General features: G+C 64.7%; 9 protein-coding genes. 3 read left to right on the forward strand and 6 right to left on the reverse strand.

What is annotated here, in order from left to right; genetic code table 11:
• The first annotated feature begins 36 nt into the window (after positions 1-36).
• Positions 37-1,047 (forward strand): glucose-6-phosphate dehydrogenase (coenzyme-F420), encoded by a 1,011-nt coding sequence (gene fgd, locus BVC93_RS16860; protein ID WP_083738478.1) that lies wholly within the window; start codon positions 37-39, stop codon positions 1,045-1,047.
• On the opposite strand, the gene BVC93_RS16865 is transcribed toward fgd, so the two are convergent.
• From BVC93_RS16865 to BVC93_RS16885, 5 genes are all read right to left on the reverse strand, one after another.
• Positions 1,048-2,748, reverse strand: a complete 1,701-nt coding sequence (locus BVC93_RS16865) for an ArnT family glycosyltransferase (RefSeq protein ID WP_236949998.1) — start codon at positions 2,746-2,748, stop codon at positions 1,048-1,050.
• The gene (locus tag BVC93_RS16870) at positions 2,745-4,703 is read right to left on the reverse strand and encodes a cellulose biosynthesis cyclic di-GMP-binding regulatory protein BcsB (RefSeq protein WP_236949999.1); all 1,959 of its coding nucleotides are present in this window, start codon (positions 4,701-4,703) and stop codon (positions 2,745-2,747) included. Before BVC93_RS16870 ends, BVC93_RS16865 begins: the two co-directional genes overlap by 4 nt.
• A complete protein-coding gene (locus BVC93_RS16875; protein WP_083738479.1) occupies positions 4,700-6,145 on the reverse strand; it encodes a glycosyltransferase family 2 protein in 1,446 nt (481 codons plus the stop codon). Before BVC93_RS16875 ends, BVC93_RS16870 begins: the two co-directional genes overlap by 4 nt.
• Positions 6,135-7,259, reverse strand: a complete 1,125-nt coding sequence (locus tag BVC93_RS16880; RefSeq protein WP_083738480.1) for a hypothetical protein — start codon at positions 7,257-7,259, stop codon at positions 6,135-6,137. The genes BVC93_RS16875 and BVC93_RS16880 overlap by 11 nt, the downstream gene beginning before the upstream one ends.
• 764 nt (positions 7,260-8,023) lie before the next feature.
• Entirely contained in the window at positions 8,024-9,520 is a 1,497-nt protein-coding gene (locus tag BVC93_RS16885) for a hypothetical protein (protein WP_083738481.1), read from the reverse strand.
• A 559-nt stretch (positions 9,521-10,079) separates the two neighbouring features.
• Between BVC93_RS16885 and pta the strand changes: the two genes are divergently transcribed.
• Both pta and BVC93_RS16895 read left to right on the forward strand, forming a co-directional pair.
• The gene (gene pta, locus BVC93_RS16890; protein WP_236950000.1) at positions 10,080-12,158 is read left to right on the forward strand and encodes a phosphate acetyltransferase; all 2,079 of its coding nucleotides are present in this window, start codon (positions 10,080-10,082) and stop codon (positions 12,156-12,158) included.
• Positions 12,155-13,360, forward strand: coding sequence for an acetate kinase (locus BVC93_RS16895; RefSeq protein ID WP_083738483.1), 1,206 nt, complete (start codon positions 12,155-12,157; stop codon positions 13,358-13,360). The genes pta and BVC93_RS16895 overlap by 4 nt, the downstream gene beginning before the upstream one ends.
• A gap of 33 nt (positions 13,361-13,393) precedes the next feature.
• On the opposite strand, the gene BVC93_RS16900 is transcribed toward BVC93_RS16895, so the two are convergent.
• Positions 13,394-15,700: a serine/threonine-protein kinase PknG gene (locus BVC93_RS16900; protein WP_083741104.1), complete on the reverse strand. Its 2,307-nt coding sequence runs from the start codon at positions 15,698-15,700 to the stop codon at positions 13,394-13,396.
• Positions 15,701-15,746 lie beyond the last annotated feature (46 nt).

Genomic DNA, 15,746 nt, shown 5'->3' on the forward strand with positions numbered 1-15,746 from the left:
GGGCTCCCATACCAAGCGAGGAGTAGAAATGAAACCGTGGCTGAACTGAAATTGGGTTACAAGGCGTCGGCGGAGCAGTTTGCGCCGCGTGAGTTGGTGGAGTTGGCGGTGTTGGCTGAGTCGCATGGGATGGATAGTGCGACGGTCAGTGATCATTTCCAGCCGTGGCGTCATGAGGGTGGGCATGCGCCGTGGTCGTTGGCGTGGATGACGGCGGTGGGGGAGCGTACTGAGCGGTTGCTGTTGGGGACGTCGGTGTTGACGCCGACGTTTCGGTATAACCCGGCGGTGGTTGCGCAGGCGTTTGCCACGATGGGGTGTTTGTATCCGGGCCGGGTTTTCTTGGGTGTGGGTACGGGTGAGGCGCTCAATGAGATTGCGACGGGTTTTACCGGTGAGTGGCCGGAGTTCAGGGAGCGGTTTGCCCGGTTGCGGGAGTCGGTGCGGTTGATGCGGGAGTTGTGGTTGGGGGATCGGGTCGATTTTGAGGGTGAGTATTACAGGACCAAGGGTGCCTCGATTTATGACGTGCCTGAGGGTGGTGTTCCGATTTACATTGCTGCGGGTGGGCCGCAGGTGGCCAAGTACGCCGGTCGTGCTGGTGATGGGTTTATCTGTACTTCGGGTAAGGGCGAGGAGTTGTATAGGGACAAGTTGATTCCGGCGATGCGTGAGGGTGCTGAGGCGGCGGGTAAGGATCCTGATGGTGTGGACCGGATGATCGAGATCAAGATTTCCTATGACACTGATCCTGAGGCAGCACTGGAGAACACCCGCTTCTGGGCGCCGCTGTCACTGACCGCCGAGCAGAAGCACTCCATCGACGACCCGATCGAGATGGAGAAAGCCGCCGACGCGCTGCCCATCGAGCAGGTCGCCAAACGCTGGATCGTGGCCTCCGACCCGGATGAGGCCGTGGCCAAGGTCAAGGACTACGTGGACTGGGGTCTCAACCACCTGGTGTTTCATGCCCCGGGTCATGATCAGCGCCGGTTCCTGGAGCTGTTCCAACGCGACCTGGAACCCCGCCTACGCAAGCTGGGCTGATCAGCCGCCAGGCCTGGGTGACACAGTCGGGTCGTCGGGTTCCTCGACGCGGTACAGCCGCCACTGACGACCCGACTGCCCGGCGACGTGGACCAGTGTTCCGAGGCCGGCGCCGTCATTCCAGATCGTCGGATACCGTTGGGTGATCGCGTCTTTCGCCGCGTTGCCTGCCGGATCCGACACCAGGATGTAGCGCACTCCGAATTTCCACGGCCGGTTCAGCGCCGCGGTGAAGTCATAGTCGCTGGTGACCAGGAACTGCTTGGGATTATCGGAGGCCAGCCACACCGGCGAACTGATGAAGGTGTCGGTCAGCACCGCCCCGGCGGGGAGATTCTGCCGGTCCAGCCAGCCGGCCAGCAGCTGATCCGAAGCCATCAGCTGCCGGTACTTCTCGGGTGGGTAGTTCTGCGGATCGATCAGCGAATTGAGCCCCAGCAGCAGTGGCTGATTCGTCGTGTTCGCGCGGTGCAGCATCGAGTGGGCCGTGACGGGAAATCCGACCAACACCGAGGCGACCAACAACCCCGCTGCCACTCGCGTCCACGCGGTGTCGAGGCGCCACATGCGGGCGGCGTCGGCGTTCGGAAGCCAGCAGACCAACGCAATGACGATCACCAAAGGTATTGCGGGCATGTAGAACCGAAACCAGCCGAACGTCGCCATTGAGTAGTGGCCCCAGGCCGCGAACACCAACACGGCACCGAAAGTGACCACCGGAACCAGGACGTCGGTGCGCCTCCGGAGCGCGGCGGCTACTGCGGCGAGCACCACGGCAAGGCCGACGAACGGTTGCATGCCGAACAAACGCTGACCGACCACGTATCCGTTGGCGTTCGTCGCCAGTCCACCGCGCTCGAGGGCCGTGGCGATCTGACTGGCATTGCCGTACTGGGACGAAATGGTGGCGAACAGCTCACCGGTGACGATCCACGATGTCAACGCCCACAACCCGACGGCCAGCACGACAGGCATGAGCACGATCATTGCGCTCGAAGCTGCTGAGTGCCAGCGTGTTTCGCGGGGTGCTCGAGTGAACGTAATCCACGCCACCAGGGCGGCGGCTCCGCACGCCGCGGGCACCATCTCATAGCGGGTCAGATATCCGACGCCCAGGGCAATTCCCGCTACCGCGAGATCACCGACATGCTGGGTCTCGACCCACAGCAGCAGCCTGCGGGTGCACCACAGCAGGCAGAACAGCATGGCGGCCTCGCTCATGCCGGACGCGCCGTAGACGACGACGAACGGATTCAGTGCGAAGCAGCACACGGCTACCCACAACCAGACTCGGCCCACGTTGCGGTCCAACGCAATCCGGCGGATCAGCACCGCAGCACCGGCCATGAAAGCGGCGCTCTGCATGATGCCGGCGAGCCCGTAGCTGCGTAACTCCGGCCACCAGTGGCTCAACGGCAGCAACGGGATCTGCACCAGGCTGGGTAACGGATTCCACACGAAGCCGACGGCGCCGAGGTGGGGGTCACGGCTCATCACTGTGTACGCCGCGTTGGCCACCCGGCTGAAGGCGTCGGGCTCGTAGAGGTCATACCGCAGCGCCATCACCGCCCCGGCGGTGAAATATGCTGCGGCCAAGGTCAGGAACAGCGCGAACCCGGGCCACCGAGAGTCCTGCCGTCCCGGTGCCCGCTCGACGCCCGGCCCCGGGGTGGCCGGGGCCGGAAGCGAGAGGGTGCTCACGCTGACTTGTTGCCGGAGCGCTGGCGCCGCACGAGCAGGACCGCACCCGCGCCCACCACAGCCACGCCGGCGACGGCCAGGGTGGCCCACATCCACAGCTTCCAGGCGTCGCTGGGAAGCACCTGGTTCTCGAGGTAACCGCCGGCTCGAATCGTGAGGTTCACGGTGTCGCCTTCAGCGCCGGTGGCCACCACGTCACCGCTGAGCGACCCCCATCCGTTCTCCAGACTGCGGATGTAGTCGAAATCGCGCTCGAGAAGCGGGTCGTCGCCGGAAATGGCCAAGACCATCCGGTCGTCATGGGTGAAGGTCTGCACCACCCCGAGTGCGCTCTTGACGTCGACCTCGGTGATCGTGGTGCCGTCTACGCGTAGCGGTTCGGCCGGATTCAGCGGCGGGTTCATGCCGAGTCGGCTGAGTTCCGCGGGTGACGCCACCGCGACCAGGCCCACAGAGTTGGCCGCTGCTTCTTCCAGCGGCACCACGTTGGGTCGCAGAGCAACGGTGGACTGTTGTGCCATCAGCTGGATTGCCTGCGCGGCGAACCGGATCTGAGCCGGATCCTGCACCGACACACTGAAATCCGGGGAGAAGGCCATCGGTGTGGCGGGAAAGCCGCCGCGGTTGCCCGTGCCGGGGGTGACGGTCACCGTGGACTCAGGATCGACGACGAACGTCATTCTGTCGGTCAACGGTGCGCACTGTCGCTTGGGGAAGTACCGGAGTTCGATGGCCATCCCCACGTTCGACGAGATCGCCTGGGCGGGGATGTCGAGGTTCAGGTCGACCCTGCCGGACTCGTCCAGGCGGGTGGAAGCCAACACCTCATCGCCTGAACGCACCAACATCGATGCTTCGCTGTCGACCACCGGCGTGTAGTCGGCCATCAGATGAACTTTCGCCGATTGGATCTCGCCGACCCCGAATGCCGTGGCGTCGAATCCGGTGTACACCGTCGCGGTGTTGAGCACCGAGGCCTGTCCGCTCAGGCCCAATTGGGAGAAGGTCATGGTGTCAGTCGCGGCAGGCAGCTGCTCGGACGCCGACGTCACCGATGCGGTGGACGTCTGTGCCAGGGAGAAGCGGCGATCGGTGAACAACTGAACCTGGCGCAGCAACGCCGGACCTTCGCCGGTGATGGCAAGCAGAGCCTCGGCAGTTCCGCCCTTTTCGACCACCACACCGGGTTCGCCGGTGTCGCGGATCTCGATGACCCGGCTGGTGGCGGGGGTGGCTTCGGAAGCCGCTGGGCGAGCGGAGGTGTCGACGTCGATTCGTACCGGCATCGGTCGATACATGTGGGAGAGTTTCGCAACCAGCGAGACGGCAGCCTGCTGCTGATCCGGCGTCGGATCAGCGCCGAGTCGGATGGTCACGGTGTCCAGATAGCCGGGCAGGAAGTCGGCAACCGTGGTCGGGTACACGGCATCACCCGAGTAGGTGGCGGCGATCCCGCTCAGTGTCACCTCGGGCGGATGGGTGCAGCTGTCGGTGCTGTTGTTGTCGTAGTCGCGGATCACGAACCGCAGCTTCGCGGCATCATCGGCCACTTCCGCCTTGGAGATGTTCACCGAGAAGGGTTTTGTGTCCAGGTTTGTGGGGATGGGGATGCTGGCGACCTGGGTGTTGTCGGTACCGAGGATGTCGATCCGTCCCGCCGTGTCGATGGCCGTACTGATCTGACCGGTCAACGTCAACGGACGTACACCCGCCGGCACCGGCATCGTGACGTCGTTGGTCTGATTGGCGCCGGTCAGGTCCACCTGGTCGGACATGCCCAGTTGCCGCCAACCGATGGCTGGAGAGACGCCGGGTTTGTTGGCAGGCGCGGCGGCGCTCGGCGATGAGTTGGTGTGTGTGTTGGTCGGCTCGGCAAGTGCCTGCGGGAGGCTGAGGCCGGCGGTCAGCGTCAGTGCGCCGGCCAAACCGGTCGCACGTAGCAGCGATGCTTTCACGATTGTTTTTCTCCATCAGAAGTTCCAGGCGAATGCGCTGGTAGAACAGGACTTTCGGAGAGGCCGTGAACGGTTTTCTCCCAGAAGAAGGGGCGGAAGATCAGCTGGTAGATCGCCTTGATCGCAGCGATCGACTGCAGGATCCAGTAGAGCGGCACGCACATTGCGGCCCACCACAGGTAGGGCTTGCCCTGGGCGTGGCAGACCACCAGCCCGACGAACACCGCCAACGGAGCGACCACGATGAACAACACCAGGCACAGGTAGTACGTCGTCGGCGGGAAGAAGGTGTTGACCAGGGGCGGCCGACCTGCGATCCAGCAGAGCAGCGCAAACCAGAACAGCAAGTTGAAGGCATTGCCCAGCGGGACTGCACCGGTCATCGAGATGAACCGCAGGATCGCCTTGGTGCCGATCTCACGTCGAAGTTGGAGGGGATGGCGCAGATGGACGATCATGGTCTGCAGATAGCCCTTGTACCAACGGGATCGCTGCCGGATCCAGTTGATGACGTCGGAGTTCGCCTCTTCCAGTGTCACCGAATCCAGGATGATGGTGTGGTAGCCGTACCGGGCCAGCCGCACACCGAGATCGGCGTCCTCGGTAACGTTGTACTCATCCCAGCCGCCCACCTCTCGCCACACTGCGGTACGCATGTGATTAGAGGTACCGCCTAGCGGCACAAGACATTTCGAGTCCTGGATAGCCGGCAGCACGATGCCGAACCACTGGTCGTACTCGAGGGCGAACCAGCGCGTCAAGAGGTTCTGCTTCTCGTTGAAGTAACCCAGCCGGCACTGGACGCAGCCGATGTCGGTGGTGGCGCGACGCATCGCGACCACCGCACGACGTAACTGCAGGGGTTCGGGGATGTCCTCGGCGTCGTAGATGGTCACCATTTCGCTGCGCGGATCGGCGACCGTCATGCCGTAGTTGCACGCTTTGGGTTTGGTCCTGGGATTGCTGGGCGGCACGAGGACCACCCGGATCGACGGCAGGCTCATGTCCTGAATGGCCAGCTGGGTGGCTAGATCGTCTTCCTCTATCAGCAGCAGCACCTCCAGTTTGTCCGCCGGGTAGTCCAATCGGCCGACCCCGGCGTTGAGGTACTGCATGATCGTCGGTTCGTTGAAGACCGGCACCAGCACCGTGTAGAACGGCAGCTCCTCGTCGGGGATCGCCAGTGCGTCTTCGTCGCTGACGGTGACGAGTGACGGGGAGGTGAATCCTTTGATCAGCAACCAGTTCCGGTCCAGCGAGGTGAAGAGATAACACACGGCGATCACGCTGGTGAGGATGGTCGCCATCTGGGAGGGGATCACCGCGATGGCAACAACGATCACCGCCAGCACGATCATCATCCGCACGATCGAGCGACGGTTCAGCGCGCTTCGTGCGGACAGATGGGCGGGCAGCCGGGCCTCGTAGGTCTCATTCAGCATGGGTGGTGGTCCCGGCGGGGTCCGAGCCTGCTTCGGATTGGAGACTCTTGACCACAGCAGCGGTTGCGTCACCGACTGCCGACTCCACGGCGGCGGCTCCGGTCGGCTGTTGGCGAGTCACCCACAAGAAGGGCTCGATCAGGGTGTTGTCAACCGTCAATTCTCGTGGAGCAGGTGGCGTCACGCCCGCGGTCTGACTGGTCAGCACGGTCACCTGTTGGTACACCTCGCCGCTGTGCCACACCCAGGTGACAGCGTTCCAGTGCGCGCTGTTCTCGTCCCTGGCCGAGTCCGCGTCGCTGTGTGCGGATCTGGCACCGGCCGGGCTTTCGGCACCGTCGTCCACCGGCGCGTAGTTCACCGGGACGGTGGAGGGATACCAGACCGCGTTCGAGAAGTCTTGCAGGCGAGCCAGATCAGACGTGGTGACGATGTCGACCACGGATTCGTGGGATTCCGGGGTGTTGGGTACGCGGTAGCGCACCAGGCTGGCGTCGGGGCCCAGAAAGCGGGTGATGAAATCGAAGCTCTCGATGGGTTCCAGTCCGCTCTTGTGCACCCAGTCGGCGGCAACGACATCTACCGGTGCGGGCCGCGTGATCGGCAGCTGGATGCACAGCATCGCGATGGCCAGGACAGCCAGCACGCCATAGGACTGGGGTTTGCACGTCGGCAGCGTCGAGGCCGTGGCAACCGAGTCGGGATCGCGCCGCAACCAGTTGATGCGGTGCAACGTCAGCACGACGATCAGCGGCACGGCACCGGCGGCGACGATCACGGTGAGGTACAGACCGGTATCGGCAAGCAGGAAGACCGCGGCAAGGGACAGGACGAGATTGCCCAGCGTCGCCAGCAGGCGCAAGCGCAGGGAGACGAATCGAGAGGCCAGGAACACCGCGATGGTGCCGACGACAGCCGATACCACCGTTATGGCGGTGTCGGATCCGCCGAGCTGAGCGGTCATCAGCATGAACGGCATCACGGGAGCCAGTACCAGACCCAGAATCCAGACGTTCCACATCCGCAGCACATGGCGGGCGGAGAACACCACGGTGCCGCAGGCGGCCACCCAGACCAGCAGCCCGATGTTGTCGATGTGCCACAGCGCAGCCAACGTGGGCAGTCGGTTCTGTACCAGGAGGATCGCGCCGATCCCACCGATTCCCAGCAGCGCGGCGGCGATCCAGTCGGATTCCGCGTCGATGACGCCGCGCGGGGGTGGCTGTAGCCGGCTGCTACCAGACCTGCCAGCACCGGGGCGACCACCAGGTACGCCGCTTGAGACCCCTCGAACGCGGCGCGGCCGATCTCGCTGAGTTGTACGAAGTAGGCCAGCGCGCTGACGAACAGAACGAACCAGATCCTGGCCCAGAGTTCGGGATTGACGCGGGAACGGATGGGCCGGACAGCGTATTCGAACTCATCCATGTCCACGCGCCCCGCGCCGGCGGCTGGGTCGGGACGAAAGAGAGGCAGATCGATGGACATTGGTCTCAGCTCTCGGTTCGAGCCGTGTCTCGCGGTGACACGGCGGTGGGCAAGCGGTCGGTCGTTTCGCCCCTCTGGCAGGAGAAGTGGCGACGTGGCGGTGATGGCCCCCGGGACGGGCCTGCCGCTACGAACCGGAGCAGTGGAACCTGTGGCGCACGGTGCTCGAACCTTGAAGTGTCGGGTCAGCATCGCATCGCCAATGTGAAGACAATACTGACGACCTGGAAAAAAGGCTAGATGATGCAAATCTAGCAAACAAATTCAAATGGTGTGAGCTCAGTCACATTTGTCCGCGCATGGCGTGTCGTGGAGTCGTGCCGGCCAACCCGTGGCGCAGCTGAACCGCCCGTCGCGCCACAGGGGTTGCGGCGGCTCACGAACTGCGCGTTAGGAACTCGGGACAGCCACCGAGTGCGGCGTACCGTTGGAGAGCAGGCGCTTGACCACCACATCGGTGCTGGCTGTGACGATGGGATCCACCGCACCGGCCTGCAGCTCTTGCTGACGGGTCAGCCACAGCGCGGGCTCGATCACCACGTTCTGCACGGTCAGTGGGCGTGGCTGTGGTGCCGGTTGGCCCCTGGTTTGGCTGGTGACGACGGTGACGCGCTGAAAGGCGTTGCCGGACTGCCAGATCCAGGTGACCGCATTCCAGTTCGCGGCATCGCCGGTCTCAGCGGTCTCCGCATCGGTGTGTGCGGTCTGCATGCCGCGCGGCGCGGTTGGGCCGCCCTCGTAGGGCTGGTAGTTCACCGGGGCCGACGTCGGGTACCAGACGGCATCGGAGAAGTCCTGCAGCCGAGCAAGATTGGGTGAGGAGATGACGTCGACCACGGTCTGGTACTCGCCTGCGCCGCCGGGTGCCCGGTAGCGGGTGAAGGTGGCATCCGGGCCCACGAAGTCGGTGATGAAGTCGAAGTTCTCGACGGGATCCAGTGCGGTGGTAGCCATCCAGTCCACAGGCACGCTCTCGATGACCTGGGAACGGGGCACGGGTAGGTGTACCCAGAGCATGGCGCCGGCGGCGAGTACCAGAGCCACATAGGAGCGGACCCTGCGGTGTGGCAGTGAGGCTGCCGCCGCTGAAGTGTCGCCCGCAGGTGTGCGCGCCAGGCGGTGCGCTGCGAGCACGACGACCACCGGAACGGCGCCAGCGGAAATGATCACGCAGACATAAAGGGACGTGTCGACCAACAGGAGGACAGCAGTTGCCGACAGCGCGACGTTGGCCACCGTGCAGAGCAACCGCCGGCGCATGTCGGTAAAACGTGTGGCGAGATAGACGGCGAGGCTGCCCAGGCTCGCCGCGGTCATCGCGATGGCCGTGTCTGTGCCGCCGAACTGCGCGGTGACCAACATGAACGGCATCACCGGCGCCAGGATCAGGCCGAGCACCCACACGTGCCACATCCGCAGGATGTGACGGGCGGAGAAGACCACCATGCCGGATGCGGCGACCCAGAGGATCAGCCCGATGTTGTCGGTGTGCCACAGCGCTGCCATGGTGGGCAGCCGGTCTTCGATCAACCAGAGAGTGGCGAAGCCACCCACCGCGAGCAACAGTGCGGCGATCCAGTCCGCGTCGGAGTCGCGTGCACCTCGCGGCGCGCGGACGTAACCCGACGCCACCAGTCCGGCCAGGATGGGGGCAACCACCAAGTACACCGACTGCGAACCGGCGAATGCCGCGCGGCCGACCTCGCTGAGCGGGACGAAGTAGGCAAGAGTCCCGATGGCCAACACAAACCAGATCCGCGCCCAGATCTCGGCTCGACTGGTTCGGGGTGGAACGGATACGGCAACGCTCGGAGTGCGGTCGTTGTCGTCGCTGACAACCTGGGTGCGGGTGGAACCCGCACCGTACGCCGGGGTATCAGTAGCCATTTTCTCTGTTCTGACTCTATGCCAAGGGCGGTTGTGGCAAAGGACTACACTACGCGATTTGCGGTTCTGTCCGGCCTGAGGTCGTCGAGAACCGCGTGTCGATTCGACATCGATTTCGTCGTTGAAGTGCGTCGACCCCGCGTTCTCGAGGTCGGTCACCGTACGCACGATTGCGAAATGCGACGTGCTCTCCGCATTCAGCAGCGCTCCCCCCGAGACACTGCTGAACCCGGCGTGGACACTCGTGCAACACCTCGAGTGTCCGCCTGGCAACTGCTTGACGGGGACAGGAGGTCACGCGACGTGCCGGTTACTGAACGTGCGTGAAATCCCGCCGTGTACTGCCTGCCGCCGGTATGCTTTCAGCAGTTCCCGGACAGATGCCACGGTTTAGCACTGTCGCGTTGCCGCTGTTCATATCTGACGAGCTGGCAAAAACGTTAGCGCATGCAGATCCAGCAAACACTCCTGATGAATTGTGATTTGCATCACACTGTGATCCTGGTGGCGATCCGGTGGGTCGCTGGAACGTTTTCCCCTGATGCGCAAGGCTAGGGGGGTGCCAGCGGCCCCAGGATTTGCGTCCAGTATCTACGTCGCTTCCCCTGAAGGTGACACCGGCAAATCCACCATCGCGCTGGGAATCCTCCACCGGCTGACCGCCACGGTGGCCAAGGTTGGGGTCTTCCGCCCCATCACCCGCCTCGGCGAGGAGCGCGACTACATCCTGGAGCTGCTCCTGCCTCGGACTTCGGCAGGTCTCACCTACGAGGAATGTGTGGGTGTCAGCTACCAAGAACTGCACGAAGACCCTGACTCCGCGATCGCAGAGATCGTCGACCGGTTCCATCGCGTCGCAGACCGGTGTGACGCGGTGTTGATCGTCGGCAGCGACTACACCGACGTCGCGAGCCCCAGCGAGCTCGGTGTCAACGCACGCATCGCCGTCAACCTCGGTGCTCCGGTTGTGCTGGCCGTCCGGGCCAAGGGCCGCACCCCGGATGAAGTGGCTCAGGTGGTGGAACTGTGCCTGGCCGAGCTGCGTAACCAGCACGCGCACACCGCGGCCGTGGTCGCCAATCGGTGCGAGCCGGCCGATATGGCCGACGTGGCCGCCGCCCTGCAGCGTTTTGAGCCCAAGTCCTACGTGCTTCCCGAGGACAAGTTGCTGGTCGCTCCCTCGGTCGGGGATCTGCGCGCCGCTGTCGGCGGCACCCTGATCAAAGGTGACCAAGCCCTGCTCGGCCGCGAGGTGCTCGATGTCCTGGTGGCGGGCATGACCGCCGAGCACGTGGTGGAGCGGCTCACCGAGGGCGTCGCTGTGATCACGCCGGGGGATCGGTCCGACGTCGTGCTCGCGGTGATGAGCGCACATGCCGCCGAAGGATTCCCGTCCTTGTCGGCGGTGATCCTCAACGGCGGATTGGACCTGCACTATTCGATCGCCGCGCTGGTCGACGGGCTGCGCCTGAAACTGCCCATCATCGCCACCGATCTGGGCACGTTCGCCACGGCCAGCGCGGTGGCGGGCGCGCGAGGCCGGGTCACCGTCGACTCGGCACGCAAGATCGACACCGCCCTGGAATTGATGGACCGCCACGTCGACATTGCCGATCTGCTCAACCAGCTGGCCATCGAGATCCCCACGATCACCACTCCCCAGATGTTCGAGTACCAGCTGATCGACCGCGCCCGCGCCGATCGCAAACGGATCGTGTTGCCCGAAGGTGACGACGACCGCATCCTCAAAGCGGCGGGCCGGCTGCTGGATCGCGGTGTGGCCGAGTTGACGATCCTCGGCGACGAGGCACTGGTCCGTGGCCGTGCCGCCGAACTGGGCGTCGATCTCTCCGGCGCCGACGTGCTGAACCCGCGCACCAGCGAGCTGTGCGACCAGTTCGCCCGGCAGTACGCCGAACTGCGCAAGAAGAAGGGCATCACGGTCGAACAGGCCCGTGAGATCATCAACGACGTCTCGTACTTCGGCACCATGCTGGTGCACAACAACCTCGTCGACGGCATGGTGTCCGGCGCGCGGCACACCACCGCACACACCGTGCGCCCGGCATTCGAGATCATCAAGACGCAGCCCGATGTGTCCACCGTGTCGAGCATCTTCCTGATGTGCCTCGAGGATCAGGTGCTGGCCTACGGTGACTGCGCCATCGTTCCCGATCCCACCTCCGAACAGCTCGCCGATATCGCCATCAGTTCGGCACGCACCGCCGCGCAGTTCGGCATCGCGCCTCGGGTGGCGATGCTGTCCTACTCGACGGGCACTTCCGGTACGGGAGCCGACGTCGACAAGGTGCGTTCGGCCACCGAGCTGGTACGCCAGCGTGCTCCAGAACTGTTGGTGGAAGGTCCCATTCAGTACGACGCGGCCGTGGAACCGTCCGTCGCTGCCACCAAGATGCCAGACTCGCAGGTGGCGGGCCGGGCGACAGTACTGATCTTCCCTGACCTCAACACCGGCAACAACACCTACAAGGCGGTGCAACGCAGTGCCGGGGCCATCGCCATCGGCCCGGTACTGCAAGGTCTCAACAAGCCGGTCAACGACCTGTCCCGAGGAGCGTTGGTGTCCGATATCGTCAACACGGTGGCCATCACCGCGATCCAGGCGCAGGGTAGATGAGTGATCAGCGCACCGTCCTGGTGCTCAACACCGGCTCGTCGTCGGTCAAATTCCAGCTCGTGCAACCGGATGCCGGCACCTCGGTGGCCCACGGCATCGTCGAACGCATCGGTGACGAGAACGCCGGCGCCAAACTCGTTCTGGGCGGCCAGGACTGGCAACGCGACGGCGCCATTCCCGATCACGAGGCGGCACTGCGCACCGTCTTCGAACTCTTCGACGACGCCGGTGCGCAGTTGGGTGAACAGGGTTTGGTGGCAGTCGGACACCGGGTGGTGCACGGGGGACAGGACCTGTACCGCCCCACCGTCGTCGACGATGCCGTGGCCGCCACCATCACCGAACTGGCTCCGCTGGCGCCGCTGCACAACCCGCCCGCGGTGCTCGGTATCGAAGTGGCCCGCAAGGTCCTGCCGGACCTGCCGCATGTCGCGGTGTTCGACACCGCGTTCTTTCACGATCTACCCGCCGCTGCCGCCACCTACGCGATCGACCGGGATGTGGCCCAGCAGTGGAAGATTCGCCGCTACGGCTTCCATGGCACATCACACCAGTACGTCAGCGAGCAGGCGGCCGTATTCCTCGGTGTCCCCGTGGAGAGCCTCAACCAGATCGTGCTGCATCTGGGCAACGGAGCGTCGGCCTCGGCCATCGTGGGTGGGCGGCCCGTCGACACCTCCATGGGGCTGACACCGATGGAGGGTCTGGTGATGGGCACCCGCAGTGGTGACATCGATCCCGGCATCGTCATGTATCTGTGGCGAGCAGCGCAGATGAGCATCGAGGACATCGAGACGATGCTCAACCGTCACTCCGGTGTGCTGGGTCTCGGCGGTGAGATCGACTTCAGGGAACTGCACAAGCAGATGGCCACCGGATCGGAAAAGCAGAAGGCCGATTCCCAATTGGCCTATGACGTCTACATCCACCGGCTGCGCAAGTACATCGGCGCGTACCTGGCCCTGCTGGGGACGGTGAACGTGCTGACGTTCACCGCGGGCGTCGGTGAGAACGACGCCGCGGTACGCCGGGATGCGCTCTCAGGGCTGGCGCCGTTGGGTATCGAACTCGACGAGCACCTCAACGACAGCCCGGCTCGCGGCCCCCGGATCATCTCCGCCGAGCGGTCGCCCACCACGGTGCTGGTGATCCCCACCAATGAGGAACTCGCAATCGCCCGCGCCTGCATCGACGTCCTCTGACGTACGCGCCCACAGCGAGGTTCGGGGAGCAGATCAGAAAGTGCTGGTCGGGCGCACGGTGTTGGCCATGTCAACCAGGGCGTAGCGATGGGCCTGCGTCGGCGCCACCCGCGCCAGTGCCCGCAGCGAGGCCTCCACGCCCAGCTGGAGACCGTGCTGGGTGAACGGGAAACCGAGAATGTGATTGGTACTGGCCTCGTTGTCGGCTATCCAGTCCATCGCGGTGCCCAACACCAGCGCCCGCAGCTGCAGCACCCGCGGTTCGCTGTCCGGCAGCGCCTCCACCCGTCGCGCCGCATCGCGGATCTGCTTCTCGGTCAGCTCACTAGTGGACCGCCCCGACAGCAGCGTCACCGCACCCGTCAACCGGGCGGTGGTGAAATGCCGTGACGTGGCCGGAACCTGGTCCAGGGTGCGCACCGCAGCCTCGCGCTCGCCGTCGGCCGACTGCGCGCGTGCCAGCCCGAAACCCGCCGAGATCACGCCGTTGTCGGTGTTCCACACCGTGCGGTAGAACTGCGCCTCATCGGGATCACCCGCCAGTTCAGCTGTGGCGGCCAAGGCGATCTTGGGGGCCTGCTCGCCGGGCAACGTGTCCAGAACCTCGCTGAAATGTTTTGTCGCGGAATCATAGTCGGCATTGAGTAGATCGGAGACGGCTCGGAACCAGACCAGCCGCCAGCGCCAGCCCACCCGTTCGGCCAGATCGTCGAGCTTGCGGGTGGCCTTGGCGACATCACCGAGGTCCAGCAGTGCCCGCACCTCCATCAACGGCAGTTCGGTGGATTCCGACAGGTCGATCTCGTCGGAGTCCAGCGTGCCGTGGCGAGCCGCCCGCAGCGAGTCCAGCGTCTGCACCGGCTGTGAAAGTACGGTCGCACTCAACACTTTCGCACCGACATCGGCGGGATCCACCAGCGGAACCGGCAGTGCGGTCACGATCTCGGGTGCAGTCAGCTTCTCGGAGTGCGGCTTGCCGTCGTAGTACACGTCGGTGTGCGCCACCAGCAGGTCGACGCCGAAGGTGGCACGTGACGGCGAGAACACCGTCGACAGGCCGGGCCGCGGTACCCCGCTGTCGTGTGCCACCACCTCGCGTAGCACACCGATCAGCTGAGAGGACATCTCGTCGGAGCTGGCGAACCGGCGCCTCGGGTCGGGATCGATGGCGCGACGCAACAACCGGCGGAAGCTGTCGTACTCCTTGAGCACCGGGTCGCTCTCGGGCAGGCCGTCGACGTAACGCCCCCTGCGGGTCTTCAACTTCAGTGTCAGCGCGGCCAGGGTGCGGCCCACCGTGTAGATGTCGGTGGCCACGGTCGGGCCGGTGCGCACGATCTCCGGAGCCTGGTAGCCAGGGGTGCCGTACAGGTATCCGAACGAGTTGATCCGCGACACCGCACCGAGGTCGATCAGCTTGAGCTGCGATTCGGTGAGCATGATGTTCTCGGGCTTGAGGTCGTTGTAGCACAACCCGATCGAGTGCAGGAAGCCCAGTGCGGGCAGGATCTCCAGCATGTACGCGATGGCCTGGGCCACCGGCAGCACAGTGCCCTTGGGCTGTTTGAGCGACGTGCCGCCGACATACTCCATCACGATGTAGCCGACGGGTTCGCCGTGCGAATCGGGGTGCTCGACGAAGTTGAAGATCTTCACGATCGACGGGTGTACGACCTCGGCGAGGAACTGCCGCTCGGCCATCGCGATGGCCTGGGCCTCCGCGTCACCGGAGTGCACCAGACCTTTGAGCACCACCGGACGTTCGTTGACGTTGTGGTCCACCGCCAGATACACCCAGCCCAGCCCGCCGTGGGCGATGCAGCCCTTGATCTCGTACTGGTCGGCGACCATGTCGCCGGGACCCAACTGCGGCAGGAAGGAATACGGGCTGCCGCAGTGCGGGCACCATCCCTCCGACAGCGCTTTGCCGTCCGACGTCGACCGGCCGACGGGTTTGCCGCAGTTCCAGCAGAACCGTTTCGATTCCGCCACAACGGGATTTGTCATCAACGCGGCCAGCGGGTCGATCTCCGGCACCCGCGGGATCTCGACCAGGCCACCGCCGAGGCGGCGGGTGGGCGAGATGGCGCGGGTCAGCGTTGTACTGGTGTCTTCGGGTTCGGTGCCCGCACTCGAGACGAAGGTGCCTTCGGAGACGTCGTCGAAGTTGGGTCGGAAGATGGCCTGGGTGGCCATGGGCCGCATGGTGGCCACCGAGTCGAACAGGAGCTCGGCGGGCTGTGTGCCGGGCCCCTCGTCGTCCGGGCCTTGCTCGTTCGCAGCCGCCGGTTGCGAATCCTGGTCCTCGTCGTCGAACAGCGCAGTCAGATCCTGCCGCATCGTGGAAGGACCCTCTTCATACTCGGCGTCCGACCCTGTGTCGATT

It is taken from the genome of Mycobacterium sp. MS1601, assembly GCF_001984215.1.
Lineage (GTDB): Bacteria > Actinomycetota > Actinomycetes > Mycobacteriales > Mycobacteriaceae > Mycobacterium.

Bases quoted from the DNA above. Each gene is read 5' to 3' on its own strand.
- BVC93_RS16885 (WP_083738481.1), bottom strand. From the start codon at position 9,520: ATGGCTACTGATACCCCGGCGTACGGTGCGGGTTCCACCCGCACCCAG.
- BVC93_RS16900 (WP_083741104.1), bottom strand. From the start codon at position 15,700: ATGCGGCAGGATCTGACTGCGCTGTTCGACGACGAGGACCAGGATTCG.
- BVC93_RS16875 (WP_083738479.1), bottom strand. From the start codon at position 6,145: ATGCTGAATGAGACCTACGAGGCCCGGCTGCCCGCCCATCTGTCCGCA.
- BVC93_RS16895 (WP_083738483.1), top strand. From the start codon at position 12,155: ATGAGTGATCAGCGCACCGTCCTGGTGCTCAACACCGGCTCGTCGTCG.